The sequence below is a fragment of the Aeribacillus sp. FSL K6-2848 genome, from assembly GCF_038004325.1.
Classification (GTDB): Bacteria; Bacillota; Bacilli; order Bacillales; family Aeribacillaceae; genus Aeribacillus; species Aeribacillus composti.
Genome location: NZ_JBBOQQ010000001.1, coordinates 692649 through 717262 on the forward strand (window position 1 = coordinate 692649; position 24614 = coordinate 717262).

The following is a 24614-nucleotide window of genomic DNA, read 5'->3' on the forward strand; positions in this document are numbered from 1 at the left end:
AATCATTTGTAGAAAGCGGCTGATTGGAAGCGGTTTGACGGCTAAAGGTGCATTTTGGTTGTTGAAATTTTAAAAGATGTACCTGATGGATTTTTTGCAGGCGATGATTTACGATATTGAAAAGACATTGTTGCAAGGAGTCGAAGTCTTTTGGATAATCGCTTAACCTACGAAGACATGTTGAAAATCTGTGAAACAATTAATATACATTATATTCCGGATGAGCAGCTGTTTTATGACACGATTGATCATATTTTAGAAAACTCAGAAAACGAAAGTGCTTCCGAAATTATTCTAGAAACATTTACAGCACTTTTAAAATTAATAGATTCCCAAATTAAAGAAATTGAAACAAAAGTGAATATACAACCTTCCTGTTTTAAAGGCTGTGCTTATTGTTGTTATTTTCCGATTATTACCACGCGCTTGGAAGCCAAATTAATTTTGCAATATATTCAAAGCCTGCCAGAAGAACAAAAACAGGATATTCTTGGACATTTGTTCAATTATTTTGAATCGAACAAGGAGCAACTGGAAAAAGTATGCTCCATCGATTTTCATGAAGATCCTCAATTTAAATTCAAGTACATTTCTGAACAAGTGAGCTGTCCATTTTTAGATCGGTCGTCCAATACTTGCAAAGTTTACGAGGTCAGACCGACTCCGTGCCGCACGTATTTAAATTATTGCCATCCGAATGTGTGTGCGCAATCTTTAATGCCTCGGGAAACCTTCAGCTACGAATTTTTGCATGAATTTTATATGACGGCATTAAATGAGGTGCTTCAAGAGTTTTTATATGAAGATGAAGACTTAGGAATCACCTTTCCAGATGATGTATTTCATATCGATTATTTACCGAAGCTGTTAAAAGAAGAGCTGTGCAATAAGTCTTGAAAAAAAGAAGTCAGATTTTGGACAAATTCAGCTTAGAGAATTTTCTTCATGCTTTGGTGAAAAAATGAAATAGAATTTAGTAAATATGGTAAAAAAACAGAAGGAGCTGTCTTAGAAAGTCAAATCCCTATTGAAAACAAAAAATCATAAACATCGATGATATATCAACGTTTCTAAAACATAAAAGGGGGCCGTCAATAAGCCGAAAAAACGCTTATTAGACAGCCCCATTCTTGAAGAAATATTTTTCTTGATTTTTTCACACTTGCTGTGAATATAAAATAAAAATATTCATATAAACATAAAGAAGGTGATTCGATGCCCACGTAAATTTCGTGAGGAAGAAAAGGAAACGATACGTCAAACATTATTAGAAGCAGCCAAAGCAATGTTTCGTCAATACGGGATACAAAAAACAACTGTTGCGGCTTTGACTGAAGCTGCTGGCATTTCACAAGGAGCGTTTTATTTATTTTTCCCCTCCAAAGAAGCGTTGTTTTATGAAGTGTTTCAAATGGAGGAACGAAAATTAAGAGAAATGCTTCTAGTTGAGTGGACAGAGAAGCCATTAACGCAAGAACGATTGGCAGATTTGTTAGTACAAGCTGTAAAGTTGATCGAACAAGAACCGATTTTGCGCTTGATGATTGATCGAAAAGAATATGAACTTTTAATGCGGAAGTTACCGCCGGAATATGCTGACCATCATACGACAGAGGATGAAGATGCACTTGTGCCTCTTATTGAAAAATGGCAAGACGAAGGAGTTATGGTAAAAGAAAACCCACGTACAATCGTCGCGGTCATACGCAGCTTCTTTTTGCAGCTTTTGTACCGCGATGAGATAGGGGAGAAGTTTGCCGAAGCGTTAGTGCTTCAAGCGAAATGGCTGGCGAAAGGATTGGTGGAGGAATGATTGAGATCAAACAATTAACCTACACATACCCAAAACAAGCGAAAACGGCATTAAAGGGATTTAACTTTGAAGTCAAGGAAGGGGAAATCGGCCTTTTGAAATAGACATGAATCTCCTAGCAAAAATGGAGGTTCATGTCTTTCGTTATTTTACCAGAGATATCCATGATGATGGCACTGAGTCGGTTGGTCTGAGCACCGTCTCCTTGTTTTTCTAGAATGGTGTATAACGATTGGTTTTCGAGATTTTATGACATATAGATCGGTTTGGATAAAGATCGACTGTCCAATCAATGTAGATCAAGAATGATAAGCTATCAATTCATGTCTGAAAATCCCTCCATATATAACACGACCAATTTATTTGAGGACTGGATGAAATAGCAGTGAAGTGAGGTTTAAGCGAAAATATGGCAAGGCTTATATTTTGCCTGAGCAATCAGAAGAGAAGGAATTATGCACTGGTGTAACAGTAACTGAAGTGAAAAATTCCTAAATATTAGTATGAAATTTTACATTTTTTTCTTCTTTGAAAAGCAACTGTTATCTATTTAATATCTTTTTGCAAAGCTATTGTTACATAAAATTGCTATGATGTCGTCGTAGGGAAAAGGAGGGATTTTTCATCATGAAAAAAACAATCATTGCTTTTACAGCTGCAGTAGCGACTTCGCTTCCATTTGTAGGTCAAGCTTCTGCTGAAACATATAAGGTAAAACAAGGTGATTCTCTTTGGGAAATCTCTAAAGAATATAATGTATCAGTGGCAGATATAAAAGAATGGAACGGCTTAACGACTGAAACGATTTATCCAAATCAAGAATTAGTCGTAAGTGAAAAAATAAAATATACAATCAAATCTGGAGATACGTTAAGCAGTATTGCCGATCAATTCGGTGTGACCGTTTCGTCACTAAAATCTGCGAATAACTTAACATCCGATTTAATTTTTGCTGGTGATGTTTTAATAATTGATCAAGCAGCGAAAGAGGAACGTACAGTAGAAAAGAAAGTGAACAAACCAGTCGTACAGCAAGAAACAACGACGAATGATAAAAACACAGCATCTGCAAATAAAACCAGTACATATGCTGCGAATGAAAAGAGTTTAAAAAAAGTAGAAGCAACGTCTTCTTCACCTAAAGAGGAAAACAGCTCTAATCAAACTGTCAGCAAGCAAGAAGTTCAAGCGAGAGAAACTGCAACGAAAGCTCAAGAAGATAACGGAGCGAAAGATGCTGGCGAAACGATTACAATGGAAGCCACCGCATATTCTTTAGTAGGAAATAAAACAGCAAATGGAACTGTATTAACAAAAGACTCAAAAGTTGTATCTGTAGATCCAAGTGTTATACCGTTAGGAAGCAAAGTATATATAGAAGGATACGGGACATATACTGCTGCTGATACGGGCAGTGCAATCCGCGGCAAAAAAATTGATATCCATATGCCTACTGAACAAGATGCGATCCAATTCGGACGTAAACAAGTAAAAGTAACAATTAAATAACTAGATAATACGGGTGCCGAAAGCTTCTTTTTGGCGCCCTTTTTATTTTTTGATTATTACGTTTTGTCAAAAAGGCTAAAGATGCAGAAACTGAAGGTGAAAAGGAAAGGAAAAAATATTGCAGCGATTTTTGGAAGATGAGAACTTAAGCTATAATTGTCTAAGCTTTTTTTCATGCTTCAATGTTTTGCTGGACACGAAGTCGAGGGTTTCTTGTGCGTCTGTTAATTCAGCGCGAATCCCTTCCAATTTTTTCTCTAAGCGTGTAAAGCGTTCATCCACGTTTTTTCTAAAAGATTGCAAATCGTTTTCCAGTTTATCCATTCTTGATTCCAGCTTGTCCATTCTAGATTCCATTTTATCCATTCTAGATTCCAGTTTGTCCATTCTTGCCTCTAAGCCATCCATTCTTTTTTCAAGATGATCAAATCTTGAATCAATGTGCTCAGAATGCTCTTTCAGCGCCTGCAAAATTGTTTTTAATGCAACGTCTTCCATACGAAAAGGGCTGCCTCCTTTCTTTTCACTATATTTTTTATTATAAAAGATTATAGGTAAAAATGTAAGTTGGAATAATTCTGGAAAATACTCAAATCGGGTATTTGTCAAAAAGAGTTGATTACAGCAAATTTCAGCTGCACGTAACCGTCAGCCGTACAGGGCAAACGCGTTTGAAGCTTGCAGTGAAACGCTGGGCAAAAAGAACAAACATGCTGAAATATTAGGCTTGTTGCAAGGACAAAAAAGGAGAGCAGCAAGCAAAAGTAAAATGAAAAAAAAAAGGAACCGCAAAAGCTTTCCTAACGAGTGAAAAGAAGAACCGGCACTAGATGATTCTGAAATAAAAATTGCGCCGGTTCTACAAATTTTTAAATACCCGAAATTTTTGCAAGCAGCTTTCTTTTTTTAGCTCTCCTTCAATCTTTTGAAGAAAGAATGCCAAAGATTCGTAAAATTTGAATGAACAGGTTGATGAAGTCTAAATATAGATTTAGGGCTATTAACGGCACTTCTTCTGGATGAACACCGTAATGCTTCATTCGATTAAAGTCATATAATACGTAGCCGCTGAAAATTAATACTCCTATGAAGGAAAATGCGAGCATGCCGCCTGAGTTCAACGGCCAAAAAAGATTAAGAACATAAATGATCAGAAAAGCGAGCAGGGCAGAAAATAACATTCCGCCAAGAAATGAGAAATCTCGTTTTGTTGCAGTTGCATATACAGCTAATCCAGTAAAAACAGCGGTTGTGGCGGCTAGTGCCATAATGACCGCGTGCGCGCCGATTGTTGAAACATAATGCGAGATCATTGGATAGGCTGTAATCCCTGAAATAAACGTAAAACTATATAGAAATGTATAAGAAATAGCTTTTTTTCTGCGCAAAAAGAATGCAAAAATAATCATGCCAAGTTCAATTATGGCAAGAGGCAAAAACAGTGATGGCGGCACATATATTCCCGCTGCCATTCCTAGCATGGCGATAGCCAAAGAAACGGCAAACGACTTTAAAACACTGGGCATTTGTCTTCTATTCGTAGCGTGCGTATACATTGTTTCCCCCCGCAAATTTGATCTTCGATATAACGGTTAATGTTTTATTCTTTTGATATAATTTACGATTAACTTTATGCAAGGATTCATTTTTTTTAATTCAAGTCTTTGCAAATTCGATTTTGTTTAAACAATGTTCATTTTTTTGCATCCTTTAGAAGCGGGAAGTTAGAAATCAACTATTCTACTGGACTCGACCTTTCTCGAAGAAAAGCATTGTGAGCTTGCAAATGTCAATATTGGAAAATGGAATCGAGCCATTCACACGATTTAGCGGCAAGTTTCTGCTGATGCTTTTCGAATCAAGGAAAGGTTCTAATATTTTAAGAAACTGTTTTGATCTGTGTAATTGAACAAAAGGCTGATTTCTGCTTTTGCCTTTTGTTCAGCCTTCCTGTCATGATCTGTTGAATTGCATAAAAGCGTGCACCAATTAAACCTGCACGTTTTTTAATTTTTTATCTAGAAACTTAAGCTGCGGAAACTTTTTCGAAACGCTGGCCCCAGCGATTAGCCCTCGAAACCAAACCGTTGCCGCAGCGGCAAAAAACGCCTTTATGCTAGAAGTTGGAAGGTGCTTGCGCTTTTTGCTAAGTCAGAAAACAACCAATCATTTTTCTAATCGTTTATACTAAAACTAATCAATGTAAACAGTTGCAAAGTGGCATTAGGAGGGAATTTTATGACTAGCTTTCGTCCCGATATGTCGGTTGAGGAAGCGATTTCAATTTTTCCTATTGGCGTTAATGAAGTGGAAGTATTTAACGAATCCGGTGAATTTGCAGGCTATTTAACACTTGAGTCGCTATTTGGAGCCGTTCAGCAAGGAGAATTAACAAAACCGATTCGTCATTTTATTTTAACGAATGCTCCTGTACAAAGTCTTGAGCAGCATTCGATCTCTTACTCTCAATTCCAATCTTTTTTTCAGAGCAAATTGTGCCGGATCGTTCTTAACTCATTATATGACGGTGTCTATATAACAGACGGTTCAGGGATTACGCTGTTTATCAATAAAGCTTATGAACGGATTACCGGGATCAAAGAAGAAGAAGTGAAAGGGAAGCATATGAGCCATTTGGTTGAACAAGGGATTATTTCCAAATCTGCATCTTTAGAAACGATTCGAACGAAAAAGCCGGTCACTCTTATACAGACCATTCGCAATGAGAGGAAAATTATTGTATCTGCAACACCTGTTTTTTCTTCTTCCAATGAAGTGATGTATGTCGTCAACAGTGTAAGAGATATAACAGAACTGATTCGTTTGAAGCATGAATTGGACAGTCAAAAGCTTTCGTATCAAAAAATTTCGCAAAACTCGCTTTTTCCTGAACAAACGGGTTTTCAAAATCTTGTTATCGGTCCTTCTACTTTTCCAATTTTCCAGCTTGCGAACAAAGTCGCCAAAACTGACGCAAAAATTTTGCTGCAGGGAGAAACCGGCGTAGGAAAAAGCTTAATTGCGAAATATATTCATTCGAGAAGCTCCCGAAGCAATAAAATTTTTATGGAATTAAACTGCGGCGCCATTCCTGAACATTTAGTAGAAGCTGAACTTTTTGGCTATGAACCCGGTTCTTTCACAGGGGCCTTGAGAGAAGGGAAAATAGGCATTTTTGAAAAGGCTAACGGCGGGACGTTATTTTTAGATGAAATTGGAGACTTGCCGTTAGAATTACAAGTTAAGCTGCTAAAGGTTGTAGAAGAAAACCGGTTTATGAGAGTAGGATCTACTGAAATGAGAGAAGTCGATGTACGACTCATAACAGCAACTCATAGAGATCTTGCATCTCTAGTAAGGGAAGGGGCGTTCCGTGAGGATTTATATTATCGACTGAATATTGTCACCTTTGATGTCCCGCCTTTACGGGAGCGGAAGGAAGAGATTGTTCCTTTATTAGAAATGTATTTGAAGGAATTTAATAAAAAATATAATGAAAATAAAAAAATGACCCCGGAATGCATTGAGTGGCTGACAAACTATTCATGGCCTGGGAACATAAGGGAGCTTGCGAATTTAGTTGAGAGACTGGTTGTGACTACCTTTCACGACACAATTGATGTAGGCGACCTTCCTCCTTTCATACAACAGATTTTCCCGGCTTCAAAGCCTAAAACTTTAAAGGAAGCTGTGGCGGAGCTTGAACGCTCCCTTATTATCGATGCACTTAAAAAGCATGGTACGACTAGAGCCGCAGCGAAATTTTTAGGAATTAGCCAAAGTGCCATTGTACAAAAAATGAAAAAATTTCACATACGATTAGAAAACTAATCAAAAAATCTAGATATGATTTGTTTTATAATCAATTTTTCCTGATTTACATCAGCAAATGAATAAAAAACGATCTAAAAAACATTGAAGATTTTGTTACAAATATTCGCGGCTATTAAAAAATTTATAAAAAATACACAAATCATTTTCGAGTTGGCACGAAATTTGCACAGATATTTGAGTGACACCAGGAAAATCAATTCATTTCTCGCTAGTTTGAAAGGAGAGGAAGAAAAAAATGAATATATCTACATTTTCAATGGCGAACAAATTAATTACAGGAACTGATTCTCTCAATCAACTCCCTGAAGAAGTGAAGCGGCTTGGGATAAAAAATCCACTTATCGTGACAGATAAGATACTTATCCAAGCGGGAGTAGTAAAACAGGTTCAAAATTTATTGCCGATGGAGCCGGGAGTATTCTCGGATGTAAATCCGGAACCGGAAATTGAAATTGTCGAACAATGTCTTCAAGCGATAAAAGTAGGAAATCATGACGGGCTGATCGCTGTCGGCGGTGGAAGCGCTATCGATATTGCCAAAGCGGCTTCTGTCATGGCGACGAATAAGGGGAGAATTGAAGAATACTTTGGAATTAATTTAGTGGAATCACCAGGGCTGCCTTTAATAGCCATTCCGACAACTGCCGGAACAGGTTCCGAAGTTACGAATATTTCAATCTTGTCGGATACGAAAGAGCAGGTGAAAAAAGGGATAGTCAGTCCGTACTTATTACCTGATGTCGCAATTGTTTCGCCGATCATGACCATTACGTGCCCTCCTAGCGTGACAGCAGCAAGCGGAGTGGATGCATTGGTTCATGCTGTGGAAGCTTATATTTCGAAGTTTGCTTCTCCGATTACGGATGCACTGGCAATTGGTGCTATGAAACTTATTTCCACCCATTTACCGAAAGCGTATTCAAACCCGGAAAACATCGAATCACGTGAGGCGATGATTACAGCGAGTCTCATGGCGGGATTGGCTTTTGGTAATGCAGGCGTTGGAGCAGTGCACGCTCTCGCTTATCCTCTTGGAGGACGTTTTCATATAGCACACGGTGTAAGCAACTCCTTGCTGCTTCCATACGTCATGAAATGGAACAAAATAGCTTGTTTAGAAAGATTCCGTGATATCGCAGAAGCGTTAGGAGAAAAAGTAGATCATCTAAACGATGATCAAGCGGCTGATGCAGCGATTGAAGCGATGATCCGGATATGCCGCTATGTGGAAATTCCACAATCTTTGCGTGAATTTAATATTCCGGAATCTGCGATTTCTGAAATGGCTGAGGAAGCTTTAAAGCAAACGCGGCTTCTGCGCAATAACCCTCGAAAATTAAGCAAAAAAGATATTGAACAAATATACCGTGCTGCCTATTGATAGGAGGGAAAATCATGATCATGAAATGGAAAAATCGTCCGCACGGCGCTGAAACGCCATATATCCCTGCAGGTCCCTTTAAAATACGGCTGCCGTTTATTCATTATCGGTTTGAATGGCCCGATTATGTGCAGGGTTTGCTCATGTGTGCGGTAGACCTTGGGGCTATTACTCTTTTAGCGGATCATTTAGGGATGCCGTTTGAAGTGGCTCTCGCTGTTGTTGTATTGAATGGACTTTTATATTTACTGCATCATCTGCTTGGTGACCCGGTCATTCCAGGTTGGGTCACTCCCGCGATTCCATTGATTGTTTTGTTTGTTAAACAATTTCCAGAAGGTGAGGACCGAATATATGCACTCATTGCATTTCAGTTGACTCTTGGAATTTTATCCATCATTTTAGGAGTAACGGGACTTGCCAGCAAAGTGGTGCGTTTAGTGCCTGACGCCATTAAATCAGGTATTATACTGGGTGCCGGAATTGGAGCTGTCGTATCGATTTTTGAAGCCGGAGGAAAGTTTGAATTATTCCCGATTACGATCACAATTTGCATTGGCTTTGCGTTTTATCTAATATTCTCTAAACATTTCGAAAAATTAAAGCAAAAAAACAAAGGCTGGGCTTTGTTGGGGAATTTAGGGATTTTACCTGCTATTTTGCTAGCTGTTTTTGTAGCGCCTCTTGTTGGAGAAGCGAAATGGCCGGACATTCAATGGGGTTTCAGTAAACCAGATTTCGCCACACTTTGGGCGGAATATACGGTATTTGGCCTGGGCTTCCCTGCGTTATCGTTTTTCGTGAAGGCAGTCCCTGCTGTTTTTGCAACGTATTTAGTTGTGTTTGGAGATGTGCTGAAAACGAAAGCTCTCCTTTCTGAATCTGATGTCATACGTACGGATGAAAAAGTTGATTACAATCCGAACCGCGCCCACTTAATATTTGGTGGCCGAAACATTCTGATGAGCATGATCGGCCCTGATATTACGATGTGCGGTCCGATGTGGGCTGCTATGCAAGTGGTCGTGATTGAGCGGTTTAAAAAAGGTAAAGAAGCGATGCATTCGTTTTTCGGCGGAGCAGGATCGTTCCGTTGGGGTACAAATACTGGATTATTTTTGCTGCCTATAGTAAGTTTAGTACAACCGATACTTGGGGTAGCTTTAGCATTGACATTGTTGGTACAAGGTTATGTAAGCGTTCGTATCGGTGTCATGCAGTCCCGCAGCCAGCGTGATCTTGGAATTGCGGGGATTGTTGGTGCAATCCTCGTCATAAAAGGAGCAACAATGGCTTTTGCTGCCGGCATCCTTTTATGCATCCTGCTGTATGGGAAAGATTTTCTGCGCTGAGAAAACGACCGCATATTTACGCACCACTCGAATGAAGAAAAAGAAAGAGAGGAGATTCAAGCAGTATGAAAGAACAACCATTGACAAAAGGGCTGTATCTTAACGGAGAATTTGTTCAGTTGGATGACAATTTTGCCGTTCAAAACCCTGCCACTTTTGAAACAGTTGGTTATGTGCCGAACGGAACCGCCAAGGAAGCAAAGCTGGCTGTCGATGCAGCTCACGAAGCTTTTAAAACTTGGTCAAAAACGACAGCCTATGAACGAGCAGAATTGCTGGAAAAATGGTATAAGCTCATAAATGATCGGCTGGAAGTGTTGGCATCGACGATGACAATCGAGCAGGGAAAACCGCTCGCCGAGGCGAAAGGCGAAATACAATATGCAAACAGCTTTGTGAAATGGTTTGCAGAAGAAGCGAAACGGATTTATGGCGAAACGATTCCGGCATCTGTTCATTCGAAGAGAATTATCGTTCAAAAACAACCTGTTGGAGTCGTTGCTGCCATAACTCCTTGGAACTTTCCGGCGGCGATGATCACACGGAAAGTCGCCCCTGCCCTTGCAGCTGGATGCACAGTTGTCATAAAACCGGCTGAACAAACACCGCTTACAGCACTTTTATTAGCAGAATGTGCTCATGAAGCAGGTTTTCCAGCAGGTGTCATCAATGTTATAACGACTGAAAAACCAGCTGAAGTCGTTGATGTTTGGATGGAAGATTCACGCGTTAAGAAGGTTACTTTTACAGGGTCTACTCCAGTTGGAAAGCTGTTAATGAGAAAAGCAGCGGATACTGTAAAAAAAGTATCGCTTGAACTTGGAGGCTTGGCACCTTTTATCATAACAGAAGATGCAAATATTCAAGAAGCTGTAAAGGGCGTTGTGCAATCAAAATTCAGAAATGCCGGTCAAACGTGCGTATGCGCCAACCGGATTTATGTCCATGAGTCAATTAAGGAGCCGTTTTTAAAAGCATTTCATGAAGCTGTTTTAACGCTGCAAGTAGGGAATGGCCTTGACGAGAAGGTAGACATTGGACCGCTTATTGACGAAAATGCAGTCAAAAAAGTTCAACATCAATTAGAAGATGCAGTCGAAAAAGGCGCGAAACTCCATGAAGGACCTGCCGTGAATATGGACAAAGGATATTTTATGAAGCCGATTGTAATCTCTGATGTAACAGATGATATGTTGTGCATGCAGGAAGAAACATTTGGTCCATTGGCACCGGTCAGCACATATTCAGATGATGAAGAAGTTATCCAACGTGCAAACGGTACACCATTTGGTTTGGCTGCGTATGTTTACACCCAATCTCTCAAAAAGGCTGTTTGGTTTTCTGAAAATCTAGAATACGGCATTGTCGGAATCAATGACGGCCTTCCGTCTGTCGCCCAAGCACCTTTTGGCGGAATGAAAGAGAGCGGCCTTGGAAGAGAAGGAAGCCACTACGGGCTGGACGAATTCCTAGAAATTAAGTTCGTTTCTCTTCAATTAATATAATTTTGGATATCCAAAAAAGTGTGGAAAGAGGGTAAAAACACCCTCTTCCATGCTTTTAGCTACAATAGAAAAATCGTAATCTAACACTTTTTCATAAACTCATTCATTGACTAATCTATTCTAACTGACAGCCTTCCGAATTTTCTATCAGGTTTTGTTTGCTGACTTAACAATATGAATTTTAGCTATCACAATTGACAGTTTATAAGGGTTCCACATATCAATTGTTACAAGTTTTATATATCAAGCAAGATTTGAAAGAAATCGAACAATTTCATATTGTTCGATTGTATTTTCGATGACTATTTTCATTGCTTCCACCTTGCTATTTTTGATTATTTGAAAAGCTCCTGCTTGCTGCACCAGCTTCTTTTACCTTCATTGTCACTTATTACATCTCTGCGTTAGCAACTATAAGGTGTTACGCAACGTAAAAGTCAATAGAAAAAGATGTTATTTTCTGGAACTTTTTAAAGATGAAGGTTGCCATATTTTTATTTTGAAAAGTGGCATTTTTTGAGGGATTTTACGTGAAATGAGCAGTGTAAAACAGTGGACAGTTTACAGGAATTCCATGCAATTTTCTGCTTATGACATGCTGAACCATCTCTAATTTTTATGGGAATTTTGCACGATAATCCGAACACCATAAATTTTTTCTTAAAAAAACGCTCAGCTCTTCCGACAGGCTAAGCGTTTTTTTCTGCACTAATCTATTATACTTTCTGACGGTTAAAGACGTTTCTCAGCATACCGAATAAAAGGTAAGCTTGATAGCAATAAAGCTGTGATAAACAAGATGACTCCCGCCCAATGGAAATGAATCCAAAAATAGCCCCCAAATGTACCAACTAAGCTTGATCCCAAATAATAGAATAAAAGATATAAAGAAGATGCTTGAGCTTTATTCTTATCCGCCCGTTCTCCAATCCAAGCGCTGGCAATGGAATGACAGCCGAAAAAACCATATGTAAATAGTGAAATGCCGATAATTTTCACCAATACTGGCGGAAAAAGAGTCAATATGGCTCCGGAAATAGTCAAAGCGACGGCAAAAATTAGCGTGGCTGAATGGCCGTGTTCATCAGCTTTTTTGCCTAAAAATACAGAGCTGAAGCTTCCGAAAATGTAGACGATGAAAAGGAAGCCAAGCAATGATTGGCTGAATGAATAAGGAGGCTCGCTCAGTAAATAGCCGATATAATTGTATAATGTCACAAAGCTTCCCATAAATAAAAAGCCCAAAAAAATGAGAGATAAAAGCGGCTTATTTTTTAAGTGTACAGTATATGCTTTTATAACAGCTTCTATATTAAACGGCTTTTTTTCGCTATTCTTTGGTGTCGGTAGAATAATAGCAAAGACGATGCTTAAAATAAGAGCTAGCGCTCCGATGGAAAATAAAGCGGTCCTCCATGAAAAAAAATCTGTCAACAAGCCAGTGATTATTCGGCCGGCCATTCCGCCGATGCTTGTTCCGCTTATATACAATCCCATCACTTTGCCAATTGCAGTTGGATGAAACTCTTCTGCTACATACGCCATAGCGAGAGAGGGGATGCCTGCTGAAGAAATTCCAAGCAGTGTTCGGAATACAACAAGCAAAGGAAAATTTGGGCTCAAAGCAATAAACATAGAGAGCATGGAAGTAAGCAGCATCGAGATGATCATGATTTTCTTTTTTCCAAGAACATCTGACAAACTAGCAGCTACCAGCATCATAAAAGCCAGTGTTCCGGTTGAAGCCGATACGGTTAAACTGGCTGATGCGGCAGAGATATGAAATTCTTTTGAGAAAACAGGCAGTAAAGGCTGTGTTGTATACAAAATGGAAAAGGTGACAAACCCGCCGAAAAAAAGAGCTATGCTGGCCTTTACATATTCTGGACTGTTCATTTTTATGTATACCAATTGGACTCGCCTCTTTCCATTATTTCCAAATATACTATACATCTAATAAGCTAAACTGTCTAATGCAACGAATGAAGTAGAGGCGAATGACAATGAACGATAATCTGTACGAAATCACTTTTAAGGGCCGACTAGTCGAAAAAAACACAAAAATTCAATCATAAACAAAAATTTAAATCTAGCAACATTCCTCTTTTTCAAAAACTTGCAAATGTCAAAGCCTACATTCCCTCGGCAACCGAGTGACTTGCCGTATTTGCTGCTGAAGGAATTTGAGCACCGATTCCCTTATGTGTTCACACAACCAAGGGAAAACATTTATACGATTGTTCCAATTGGTCCGGTGGCAAAAATATTGCAAGTACAAACAAACATCTTCAAACATAAAAAGTTGGCAGGCGGTCAATGTTCTGGTGACGGTGGCAGCAGCGGTTTGAATTCTTGTGGAGGAAGCTGCTGAAAAGTTATATGGACGATGTGTGAAAATGTGGTAAAATATAAAAAAGCGTTTTCAAAATCAAAAAATATTAATGTAAAATCAAAAGAATTTCAAAAATAATTGACAAGATTATGTTTTTTCAAAATTGATCTGGAGGGGATTTAGAAATTGAAAAAAACTCGTTGGGGAATAATAAGCACAGCACAAATCGCTAAAAAGCAGTTGATTCCTGCGATTCAAAGATCTAAAAATGCTGTTGTGGCGGCGATAGCAAGCCGATCCGATAAAGTGATCGGGGTGGCTGATGAACTAAATATTCCGAAAGCCTATAAAAGTTATGAAGACTTGCTAAAGGATCCAGATATCGATGTTGTATACATACCGCTGCCTAACCATTTGCACAAAGAATGGATTGTGAAGGCAGCTGAAGCAGGAAAACATGTATTATGTGAAAAGCCGGCAACGCTGACAGCTGAGGAAGCGAAAGAAGCGGCAGCCGTTTGTGAAAAAAACAATGTGAAGTTTATGGAAGCGTTTATGTACCAATTTCACCCACAGCACCAAAGAGTTCGAGACATCATCGCATCAGGTGAAATTGGCGATGTGAAATTAATGAGAGCCAACTTTTCGTTTTATTTGGATCCTGCCTCGCAAAATATTCGTTTAAATTCTGATATGGGCGGCGGCAGTATTTATGATATTGGCTGCTATTGTATTCATTCGATTCGAAATATTATTCAAGCCGAACCGGCTGAAGTGAGAGTAGATGCTGAAATAGATCCTGTTCATCGCGTTGATACGACGGCTGTCGGATATATGGAGCTTGACAATGGAGTCAAAGCCGTTTTTGACTGCAGTTTTCACGCGAGTTTTTCAAATGTTTATGAAGTGGTCGGAACGAAAGGTTCTATTCACGTTCCAAGAGCCTATCGACCTGACCGCCAAGGAGGAGAAGGCTTAATCATTGTTGAAAAAGAAAATGAGCAGAGAATCGAAAGCATTGTAGCGGATCAATACGCTCTTCAAGTTGAGCATTTTTCAGATGCGGTGCTGCATGGAAAAAATCCTTCCTACACAAACGAAAATATGATCCAAAATATGACTGTAATCGAAGCTTGCTATGAATCGATCAAACATGGAAAAAAGATTTCGCTCAAATAAAATGACAAAACGGCGGGGCATGTGTTCTCGCCGTTATTTTTTATCATTTTGACCAATAGAAAGCGTACTGGACAGAAGTGAATTCACCTCCCCTTATCGTCGGGCTGTACCCAACGCATGATGGCGGACTCTTACTATGAAAAAAAACGAAAATCTGCTTTAGCAATCGAATTTTTGTATTGACAAATCCTAATAAATCGTAAATTCTCTTAATTAAGGACTTCTTTCATAAATAATATCGAGTGCATTTTGCAATATATAGGTATAATAGCATCAAACCAAAGGCAGGGGGTACGCGTGAAAATCGCAAAAGTGATTAATAATAACGTGATCAGCGTTATACAAGATGATCAAGAGCTGGTCATCATGGGACGAGGGATTGCCTTTAAGAAAAGACCTGGCGATGAGGTTGATGAAGACAGAATTGAAAAGATTTTTAAATTGGAAAATCAGGATATGGCCAGTAAATTTAAATCGCTATTGTACGAGGTTCCGATGGAATATGTAAAAGTAACGGAGGAAATGATACAATACGCGAAAAATAAACTTGGCAAAAAACTGAATGATATTATTTATATATCGCTGACAGACCATATTAATTTCGCCATAGAACGGCAAAAACAAGGGATAAAGATTGTGAATCCATTACTTTGGGAAATCAAGCGGATATATAAAGATGAATTTCAAATCGCTTTGGAAGCACTGAAAATGATTAAAGACAAATTGGCGATTGAACTGCCTGAAGATGAAGCCGGTTTCATTGCGATGCATTTCGTCAATGCTGAGCTGAATGAAGAAATGACGGATGTCGCCAATATGACAAAGATTATTCAAGATATACTGAATATTGTAAAATACCATTTTAAAATTGAGCTTGACGAGGATTCATTAAATTATTTCCGTTTCCTTACCCACTTGAAATTTTTCGCGCAACGGCTCATAAACAACATGCTGCTGAAGAGCGACGATGATGAATTGTATGAAATCGTAAAAAATAAGCATCCGGAAGCTTATGCCTGCACGAAAAAAATAAAAGATTATATTCAAAAGGTGCATGGCCATGAAATAACTTCGGAAGAAAAACTATATTTGACAATTCATATTGATCGAGTCGTGAATCGTAATTAAACAAAATCTCAGCTTCTCGTAAAAATTTTTAAATGAACTGTTGACAGGAAATGAAAGCGTATGCTAATTTGTAAATAACAACCGAATAGAAACCATTTCATTTAGGATTGTTACTGGTCATGCAGGCAAAACCTAAATTGTTTCGTCATTTTTATGGCGGGCAATTTAGGTTTTTTTATTTTCTTGATCGTATAAGCGCTTTGCGACAGGATAAAGTTGGAAATTTTTTTAATAATAACGAGAGGGTGAATGAACAATGGGCCATTTCGAAGCGAAATTCCCGGAAAACTTTCTCTGGGGCGGCGCAACTGCTGCCAACCAATTAGAAGGTGCTTTTGATGCAGATGGAAAAGGTCTTTCTACTGCCGATATGGTGGCTTATGTACCAAAAGAAAAACGTGGTAAAAACGGACATTCATTAGATGTGACAAGTGCAGAAATCGAGGAAATCTTAAGCGGAGCAGCATCAGATAAAATTTTCCCGAAACGTTTCGGAATCGATTTTTATCATCGCTATAAGGAAGACATCGCCTTATTTGCAGAAATGGGGTTTAAAGTATTCCGTTTATCCATTTCTTGGCCGCGTATCTTCCCGAATGGGGATGAGACCGAACCAAATGAAGCAGGATTAGCCTTTTATGACAAAGTGTTTGACGAACTGGCGAAATATAATATTGAGCCGCTTGTTACACTTTCCCACTACGAAATGCCGCTCGGGCTTGTGCAAAAGTACGGCGGCTGGACGAATCGCAAGGTGATAGATTTCTTTGTTCACTACGCTGAAACCGTATTTAAACGGTATAAAAACAAGGTGAAATATTGGCTGACATTTAATGAAATCAATATGATTACTTTCAGTCCGTACACCGGCGGCGGCATTTTAACCGATCGGGTTGAAAATGTAAAACAAGCTGCCTTCCAAGGGGTACACCACCAATTTGTAGCAAGTGCACTAGCTGTTAAAGCATGCCACGAAATCATTCCGGATGCAAAAATCGGCTGTATGCTGGCTAGATTGGAAGTATATCCGGAAACATGCAACCCGGACGATGTACTTAAAGCATTAAAAGAAGATCAGCTGAACTTATTTTTCACAGATGTTCAAGTTCGCGGCGCATACCCAAGTTATATGAAACGCTATTTTGCAGAAAATAATATTCACATTGAAAAACTTCCAGGCGATGATGCCATTTTAAAACAATATACAGTGGATTTCCTTTCGTTCAGCTACTATATGACACTTGTAGCCAGCACGAAGGATGATGCTGAAGAAGTTTCAGGCAATTTAATCGGCGGTGTGAAAAACCCTTATCTTGAATCATCTGATTGGGGTTGGCAAATTGATCCGGTCGGCTTGCGGATTACGTTAAATAAATTGTATGACCGCTATCAAGTTCCTTTATTTATAGTGGAAAACGGATTAGGGGCCTACGACAAGGTTGAGGAAGACGGCAGCATCCATGACGATTACCGAATCGACTATTTGCGCAAACATATTGAGCAAATGAAAGAAGCGATTGGCGACGGTGTTGAATTAATGGGGTATACAACTTGGGGGCCTATTGACTTAGTAAGCGCATCTACCTCAGAAATGAGCAAACGGTATGGTTTTATTTATGTCGATCAAGATGACTTCGGCAACGGAACATTGAAACGCCTCCGGAAGGACAGCTTCTATTGGTATAAAAAAGTAATCGAAACGAATGGAGAAGAATTGTAAAAACGATTGCGATGTCGAAATCACTCTGTTTAAAAATGAAATGGGAGGTAGTAAGCATGAAACACGAGCGGCGCAAGCCTTTTCCAAACGATTTTTTTTGGGGAGGTTCCACATCAGCCTATCAAGTGGAAGGCGCATGGAATGAAGACGGAAAGGGACCTTCCGTTATCGATATGGCCAAATACCCCGAAGGCACAACTGATTTTAAAGTAGCCAGCGATCATTACCACCGTTACAAAGAAGATATTGCTCTGTTTGCTGAAATGGGCTTTAAAGCATATCGTTTTTCCATTGCCTGGACACGCATTTATCCTAATGGCGACGGAGAGGTAAATCGAAAAGGGATAGAGTTCTACGATCAACTTATCAATGAAATCAGAAAGCATGGAATTGAACCGATTGTGACGATTTATCATTTTGATTTGCCTTATGCATTACAGGAAAAAGGCGGCTGGTCCAATCGTGCAACGATTGATGCATATGAAAATTATTGCAAAACATTATTCGAGCATTTTGGCGATCGGGTAAAATATTGGCTGACGATTAATGAACAAAATATGATGATCCTTCATGGCGAAGCGATCGGGACCGTTGATCCGAACTTAAAAAATCCAAAAAAAGAATTGTATCAACAAAATCATCATATGTTTGTCGCTCAGGCGAAGGCAATGGCGTTATGCCATCAAATGCTGCCTGATGCAAAAATCGGACCGGCGCCGAATATTGTGACGATTTATCCGGCAAGCTCAAAACCTGAAGATGTTTTAGCTGCCAATAATTACGCAGCCATCCGCAATTGGCTGTATTTGGATATGGCTGTATATGGGCGCTATAACAATATTGCCTGGGCTTACTTGGAGGAAAAGGGATATACTCCAACAATTCTTGAAGGCGATATGGAAATTTTACAAAATGCCAAGCCGGATTTTATTGCTTTTAACTATTATACTTCGCAAACAGTAGCAGCAAGCGAAGGAAATGAAGAAGATGTGAACCAAACAGGAGATCAGCATATTACGGTTGGGGAACCGGGAGTTTATAAAGGAGCCTCCAATCCGCATTTAAAGAAAAATGAATTTGGCTGGGAAATTGATCCAGTCGGGTTTCGGACAACATTAAGAGAAATATATGACCGCTATCATTTGCCATTGATTGTTACGGAAAATGGATTAGGCGCCATCGATCAATTGGAAGAAGGCGATGTTATAAACGACACATACCGAATTGAATTTTTAAGAAACCATATCGAACAAATGCAATTAGCGATTAGTGACGGTGTTGAAGTGTTCGGTTTTTGTCCTTGGTCAGCTATTGATCTCGTCAGCACGCATCAAGGTATAAGCAAACGCTACGGTTTTATTTACGTTAACCGTGATGAGTTTGATTTAAAAGATTTGCGCCGAATTCGAAAACAAAGCTTTTATTGGTATAAGCAAGTCATCTCATCGAATGGAGCCAATTTAGATTAGAAAGAGTAAATTCGACAATTGCATAATTTTTTCGGGAAGCTGTCAAAAATCAGGAAGGAATGTTACCATCCGGGCATAACCTGAACTGATTTGAACAATACAGTGCGTTTATTCGTGCGCGTTCAAATTGGTTCAGGTTTTTTATATATCAAATATATTTTTGGGAGGGTCAATCATGAAATATGAGCAATTGGCTAAAGACATTATCGAAAATGTCGGCGGTAAAGAAAACGTTATAAGTGTTGTTCACTGTATTACAAGATTGCGCTTTCAATTAAAGGACGAAGGGAAAGCGAACACAGAAGTGTTAAAAAACATGGACGGAGTCGTCACCGTTATGAAAAGCGGCGGACAATATCAAGTTGTCATCGGCAATCATGTGCCTGATGTATATAAGGCGGTCGTTGCTATTGGCGGGTTTGAAGCTGCAAAGCCTGTCGATACGGAAGCGGGAAAAAAGGATAAAAATTTATTCAACCGCTTTATTGACATTATTTCGGGAATTTTTGCACCAACTCTCGGCGTTCTAGCTGCAACAGGAATGATTAAAGGTTTTGCCGCTCTTTTCGCATCACTAGGCTGGATAACAGATAAATCAGGAACTTATCAAATTTTATATGCAATTGGCGATTCGTTATTTTACTTCTTCCCGATCTTTCTTGGTTATACGGCCAGCAAAAAATTCGGCGGCAACACATTCATCGGTATGGCGATCGGGGCGTCATTGGTTTATCCGACACTATCTAATCTTACTAGCGGAAAAGCGCTTTACACTTTGTTTTCAGGCACGATGTTTGAGTCGCCTATTTATATTACATTTCTTGGCATTCCGGTCATTTTAATGACGTATTCATCTTCCGTTATTCCGATTATTTTGGCTGCTTATTTTAGTGCAAAGGTGGAAAATTGGTTTAAGAAAGTTATTCCTGATGTCGTGAAAACATTTTTAGTTCCTTTTTTTACACTGATTATCATAGTTCCTTTAACATTTTTATTGATTGGACCAATTGCAACTTGGGCAGGAAAGCTTCTAGGTCAACTAACAGTTGCCATCAATGATTTATCGCCAATTATCGCAGGGCTGCTTCTTGGCGGGTTCTGGCAAGTATTTGTTATTTTCGGTCTTCATTGGGGGCTTGTATCGATTGCCATCAACAATATGAGCACAATGGGAGCGGATCCTATTTTAGCGATGGCATTTGCTCCTTCTTTTGCACAAATAGGTGCTGTACTTGCCGTAATGGTGAAAACGAAACAGCAAAAATTGAAAACGCTTAGTGTTCCTGCATTTATTTCCGGAGTTTTCGGGGTTACAGAACCGGCGATTTATGGTGTTACGCTTCCGCTCAAAAAACCGTTTATTATCAGCTGTATTGCTGCGGCAATTGGCGGAGGACTCATAGGAGTATTTGATTCAAAAATGTATATGCTGGGAGGTCTCGGAATTTTTGGTATTCCATCCTTTATCAGTCCGACTGAAGGCATTACGTTTGGTTTATGGGGCACTTTAATTGCCATTACCGTTGCCTTTATCCTTGGTTTTATCCTCACTTTCCTTTTTGGATTCAGTCAAAAATCGGCAGCAGAAGCAGATCGGCAATCCCAACAAGCAACAGCTGAGGCTGACGCGGAAGAAGAATTATTAGGTAAAAAAGAAATTATTTTCAGCCCGTTTAACGGCGAAGTAAAGCCGTTATCAGACATCAAGGATGCAGCATTTTCATCCGGGGCCCTCGGCGCGGGCGTAGCCATTGAGCCTTCGGAAGGAAAATTAGTAGCGCCTGTATCCGGCACAGTAACGACTCTTTTTCCTACGAAACATGCAATTGGAATAACATCTGATCAAGGTGCGGAAATTTTGATTCATATTGGCATGAATACCGTTCAATTGGAAGGGAAATTTTTCACTGCTCATACAACTCAAGGCGCCCGTGTAGAGAAAGGACAGCTGCTCATTGAATTTGACATAAATGGAATTCAGTCGGCGGGCTTTGATTTGGCGACACCGGTTGTTATAACCAACACTAGTCACTACAAAGAAATAAATGAAACGAAAGAAAAACAAATCAAAATTGGCGAACCTTTATTGACGCTTATAAATGACTCGGAATGATTTTCACAAGAAAAAAGCATCTGCTGATTAAGGGCAGATGCTTTTTTTAAGAAGATTTTGAACGTTTTGCAGCTTTTCATGCTGTTTTTTTGAAAAAATATAATTCTTTTATGTAATAATAGTTTCCGTAATATGCGAATATTTCGAGAAATTATGTTAGAAAATATTACATATTTATTGCAGATATAGTCATATAAACTATAATTCTTAATAAATAAAAAATCCCCCTAAAGAGTTTGTAGTGATCTCTCATTCTCTGTCAACCGGAAAAAGAAGGTGAAAAGCTGAGATTTGCCAGCGTATCTTGGAATGATGAAAAGTGAATATCGTTCCCCGAAATAAGTGGGAAATCAAAGCTGTCTAGGGTTCCGTTGCTGGCAGGCTGTATCACCGCCGGTAAGTCTGGTCCGAGAGAGAGCGTATAGAAGCTGCGTTTGATTGCAACTTCTATATACACGGAAGGATAAAAGCCTGGGAGATCTATTCTCTCTGGCTTTTATTTTTTTAAAGCTGAAAATTTAAAAATCTGGGGAGGGGGATATAACAGAATTTCTTTAAGCACTATTTTGAAATACCTAAATTCAAAAAGAGATGAAAAATATAAAGCCGAGGTGAAAGACATGAAGAAAAAGAAGTTTCCACTACTTGTTCTTTCTATCATTTTTTGCTTGTTGTTGTCTGCTTGCGGAAGTAAATCTGCAAATGAAACTTCTGACGGCAATAAAAGCAAGAAAGAACCGATTAAGATTGGTTTCAGCGCCTTGCCGAGCTGGTATTTATGGCATCTCGTAGAAAAAAAGGGTTTTTTCGAAAAACATGGAGTGGATGTCGAATTGGTTTGGCTTCCAGTATATGCTGATTCCCTTTCTGCATTAAATACGGGAGAAATTGATGGAAACAGCCAAGCTTTGCTTGATTCGATCTCCCCTTTAGAAAAAGGAATTGATTTAAAAGCGGTATTTATTACAGACAATTCACTTGGCGGCGATGGGCTTGTTGCTTCAAATGATATTCGCTCGGTTAAAGACTTAAAAGGGAAGAAAGTTGGTACGGAAATAGGTACGATTGAACACTTTTTTCTGCTCACGGCATTGCATGAAGCGGGATTAAAGGAGTCCGATGTGAAATTTACAAACTTATCTGTTCAAGATGCGGGAAATTCATTTATAGCTGGAAAATTGGATGCAGCCGGTTTGTGGGAGCCTTTTTTAAGCATGGCAGTGAATAAGGGAAAAGGACATAAGTTGGTGACATCCGCTGATTTTCCGGGCTTGATTTCCGACTTATTCGTTGTAAGGGGAGATGTTGCGAAAGAGAGGAAAGAGGACGTGCAAAAAATCGTAGCAGCATGGTTTGATGCGGTTGACTATCTTTCGCAAAATTACGATCAATCGATTCAACTAATAGCGGACGAGGCGGGAATTTCAAAAGAAGAGCTGGATGTAGGAATGAAAGGATTCAAGCTGTTTTCTCCTGAAGAAAGCTTGAACGCTTTTAAAGAGGGAGATAACTATCAATCTTTTTATTACACAGCTGAAAAAAATGCTGAATTTTTAAAAGAGTTAGGGTTTATTAAAGACATTCCTGATTTTAGCAGCTTCGTTGACACCTCATTTATAAAAGCGGAAATTGAACGGGCAAAGTAAGGAGGATTAATGGATGGAGCTTCAAAAAGGAAAAAGGCATCAATGGACATTATTCAAAATACGCGAGGATATTCCGAAAAAATGGTATTTTACTGGGGTATCAGCTGCTTTTATCTTGTTATTGCTCATTTGGATTTTGCTGAGCAATTTAAAACTTGTGGATGAAGTATTTCTTCCGACTCCCGCAGCTGTTGTGGGCTCTTTCTTTGCTGCCCTTTCAAGTCCGGAGTATTGGGGAGAAATCGGGATTAGCGTCTACAGAGTTTTTATGGGGTTTTTACTGGCATGTCTGTTAGGGATTCCGCTCGGAATATTGGCTGGCACTTTTAAGCTTGCAGAATCGGTTATTTTGCCCGTCTCTGAGTTTATCAGGTATATGCCGGCAGCCGCTTTTATTCCACTTATTATGGTTTGGGCAGGAATTGGGGAGACAGCAAAAATTTTAGTGATTTTTATCGGAAGCTTTTTTCAGCTCGTTTTAATGGTGGCAGATGACACAAACCGGATTCATAAAGACCTACTTTATGCCTCCTATACTCTTGGAGCAAACCGCTGGCAAGTCATCTCAAAGGTTATCATCCCTGCAATGCTTCCGAAATTAATGACAACTATGCGGCTGATTATGGGATGGGCTTGGACGTATTTAGTTGTAGCAGAGCTGGTGGCGGCAAACAACGGTCTTGGATATTCGATTATGAAAGCGCAGCGTTTCATGGATACCGAGTCCATCTTTGTCGGAATCATTGTTATCGGGCTGTTGGGACTTATTATTGACAGATGCTTTGCCTACATTAATAAAAAATTATTTCCATGGGCGGAAGGAGGAAATTAAATGTTGAATGCTATCAAAGCTGAAAAAAATCTTCGTCAAGAGAAGATTGAAATAAACATTCAAAATTTGTCGAAAGTGTATAAAACGAATAATGGCTCCTTTCAAGCGCTGGAGAATGTTTCTTTGTACGTAAAAAATGAAGAATTTGTTTCCATTCTTGGACCGTCGGGATGCGGTAAGTCGACCATTTTGAGAATTTTGGCAGGTTTGGAGGAGCCGACATCAGGCAGTGTGCAAGTATCCGGTGAAGAAGTGAAAGGACCAAGTGCGAAACGAGGTATGGTCTTTCAGTCTTATACGTTGTTTCCTTGGTTGACAGTAAGAGAAAACATAGAGTTTGGCCTCAAGCTAAAAGGAATGAAACAAAAAGAGCGTAAAGAAATTTCCGATCGATATTTAGAGCTGGTAGGACTGGAAAGATTTGCGGATTCCTACGGCAAAGAATTGTCCGGCGGCATGAAACAACGTGTGGCTATTGCAAGATCGTTGGCCAATAATCCGGAAGTGTTATTAATGGATGAACCTTTTGGAGCGCTTGATGCACAAACAAAGCAATCCATGCAGCAATTATTGTTGGATATTTGGAAGAAGGAAAAAACAACCATTGTGTTTATAACGCACGACATTGATGAAGCCTTATTCTTATCCCAGCGAATATATGTCATGGAAGCAAGACCGGGGAGAATTCTCGAAGAGATTGATGCGGATTTGCAATTATTTCAAGATGGGGAGCTTGTGGATGTAGAGAAATTTATGAATGTAAAAAAACATATCATTTCTTTATTAAAGCATTAGTAAAAA

The 24614-nt window shown here is 39.2% G+C and carries 19 protein-coding genes and 1 riboswitch; of the genes, 16 read left to right on the forward strand and 3 right to left on the reverse strand.

The window, feature by feature from the left end; genetic code table 11:
* Positions 1-150: 150 nt before the first annotated feature.
* The 3 genes from NSS70_RS03500 (at position 151) to NSS70_RS03510 (ending at position 3322) form a co-directional block, all read left to right on the forward strand.
* Positions 151-897 (forward strand): YkgJ family cysteine cluster protein, encoded by a 747-nt coding sequence (locus NSS70_RS03500; RefSeq protein WP_242009327.1) that lies wholly within the window; start codon positions 151-153, stop codon positions 895-897.
* 310 nt (positions 898-1207) lie between these two features.
* Positions 1208-1813, forward strand: a complete 606-nt coding sequence (locus tag NSS70_RS03505) for a TetR/AcrR family transcriptional regulator (protein WP_082829347.1) — start codon at positions 1208-1210, stop codon at positions 1811-1813.
* 627 nt (positions 1814-2440) lie between these two features.
* On the forward strand, positions 2441-3322 hold the full coding sequence (locus tag NSS70_RS03510) for a LysM peptidoglycan-binding domain-containing protein (RefSeq protein ID WP_340880940.1): 882 nt from the start codon (positions 2441-2443) through the stop codon (positions 3320-3322).
* A gap of 150 nt (positions 3323-3472) precedes the next feature.
* Here NSS70_RS03510 and NSS70_RS03515 read toward each other — a convergent pair whose 3' ends face one another.
* Together NSS70_RS03515 and NSS70_RS03520 are read right to left on the reverse strand one after the other, a co-directional pair.
* Positions 3473-3820 (reverse strand): hypothetical protein, encoded by a 348-nt coding sequence (locus NSS70_RS03515; protein ID WP_327856578.1) that lies wholly within the window; start codon positions 3818-3820, stop codon positions 3473-3475.
* 419 nt (positions 3821-4239) lie between these two features.
* Positions 4240-4878: a Bax inhibitor-1/YccA family protein gene (locus tag NSS70_RS03520; RefSeq protein ID WP_311066873.1), complete on the reverse strand. Its 639-nt coding sequence runs from the start codon at positions 4876-4878 to the stop codon at positions 4240-4242.
* Between the two features lie 682 nt (positions 4879-5560).
* On the opposite strand from NSS70_RS03520, the gene NSS70_RS03525 reads away from it, so the two are divergent.
* From NSS70_RS03525 to NSS70_RS03540, 4 genes are all read left to right on the forward strand, one after another.
* Positions 5561-7153: a sigma-54 interaction domain-containing protein gene (locus tag NSS70_RS03525; protein ID WP_063389275.1), complete on the forward strand. Its 1593-nt coding sequence runs from the start codon at positions 5561-5563 to the stop codon at positions 7151-7153.
* 238 nt (positions 7154-7391) lie between these two features.
* Entirely contained in the window at positions 7392-8537 is a 1146-nt protein-coding gene (locus tag NSS70_RS03530; RefSeq protein ID WP_130158339.1) for an iron-containing alcohol dehydrogenase, read from the forward strand.
* Positions 8538-8557: 20 nt separating this feature from the next.
* Positions 8558-9889 carry a hypothetical protein gene (locus NSS70_RS03535; protein ID WP_340882463.1) on the forward strand — a complete coding sequence of 444 codons (1332 nt, stop codon included), beginning with the start codon at positions 8558-8560 and terminating at the stop codon, positions 9887-9889.
* 65 nt (positions 9890-9954) lie between these two features.
* Entirely contained in the window at positions 9955-11394 is a 1440-nt protein-coding gene (locus NSS70_RS03540) for an NAD-dependent succinate-semialdehyde dehydrogenase (protein ID WP_094245122.1), read from the forward strand.
* 732 nt (positions 11395-12126) lie between these two features.
* On the opposite strand, the gene NSS70_RS03545 is transcribed toward NSS70_RS03540, so the two are convergent.
* Positions 12127-13305, reverse strand: coding sequence for an MFS transporter (locus NSS70_RS03545; RefSeq protein WP_340880942.1), 1179 nt, complete (start codon positions 13303-13305; stop codon positions 12127-12129).
* Between the two features lie 211 nt (positions 13306-13516).
* Between NSS70_RS03545 and NSS70_RS03550 the strand changes: the two genes are divergently transcribed.
* From NSS70_RS03550 to NSS70_RS03590, 9 genes are all read left to right on the forward strand, one after another.
* Positions 13517-13765: a hypothetical protein gene (locus tag NSS70_RS03550; protein ID WP_144598072.1), complete on the forward strand. Its 249-nt coding sequence runs from the start codon at positions 13517-13519 to the stop codon at positions 13763-13765.
* Positions 13766-13912: 147 nt separating this feature from the next.
* The gene (locus NSS70_RS03555) at positions 13913-14905 is read left to right on the forward strand and encodes a Gfo/Idh/MocA family protein (RefSeq protein WP_340880943.1); all 993 of its coding nucleotides are present in this window, start codon (positions 13913-13915) and stop codon (positions 14903-14905) included.
* Positions 14906-15202: 297 nt separating this feature from the next.
* Positions 15203-16033, forward strand: a complete 831-nt coding sequence (gene licT, locus NSS70_RS03560; protein ID WP_063389270.1) for a BglG family transcription antiterminator LicT — start codon at positions 15203-15205, stop codon at positions 16031-16033.
* 256 nt (positions 16034-16289) lie between these two features.
* Complete coding sequence (locus NSS70_RS03565; RefSeq protein WP_063389269.1) at positions 16290-17753, forward strand: glycoside hydrolase family 1 protein; 1464 nt, start codon at positions 16290-16292, stop codon at positions 17751-17753.
* Between the two features lie 56 nt (positions 17754-17809).
* Entirely contained in the window at positions 17810-19222 is a 1413-nt protein-coding gene (locus NSS70_RS03570; RefSeq protein ID WP_144598069.1) for a glycoside hydrolase family 1 protein, read from the forward strand.
* Positions 19223-19397: 175 nt separating this feature from the next.
* On the forward strand, positions 19398-21335 hold the full coding sequence (locus NSS70_RS03575) for a beta-glucoside-specific PTS transporter subunit IIABC (protein WP_327847968.1): 1938 nt from the start codon (positions 19398-19400) through the stop codon (positions 21333-21335).
* A gap of 349 nt (positions 21336-21684) precedes the next feature.
* A riboswitch (guanidine-I (ykkC/yxkD leader) is annotated at positions 21685-21815 on the forward strand.
* A 140-nt stretch (positions 21816-21955) separates the two neighbouring features.
* Positions 21956-22981, forward strand: coding sequence for an ABC transporter substrate-binding protein (locus NSS70_RS03580; RefSeq protein WP_340880944.1), 1026 nt, complete (start codon positions 21956-21958; stop codon positions 22979-22981).
* A gap of 13 nt (positions 22982-22994) precedes the next feature.
* A complete protein-coding gene (locus tag NSS70_RS03585) occupies positions 22995-23813 on the forward strand; it encodes an ABC transporter permease (protein ID WP_063389266.1) in 819 nt (272 codons plus the stop codon).
* Complete coding sequence (locus tag NSS70_RS03590; RefSeq protein WP_186439255.1) at positions 23814-24608, forward strand: ABC transporter ATP-binding protein; 795 nt, start codon at positions 23814-23816, stop codon at positions 24606-24608.
* The last annotated feature ends 6 nt before the right edge of the window (positions 24609-24614 follow it).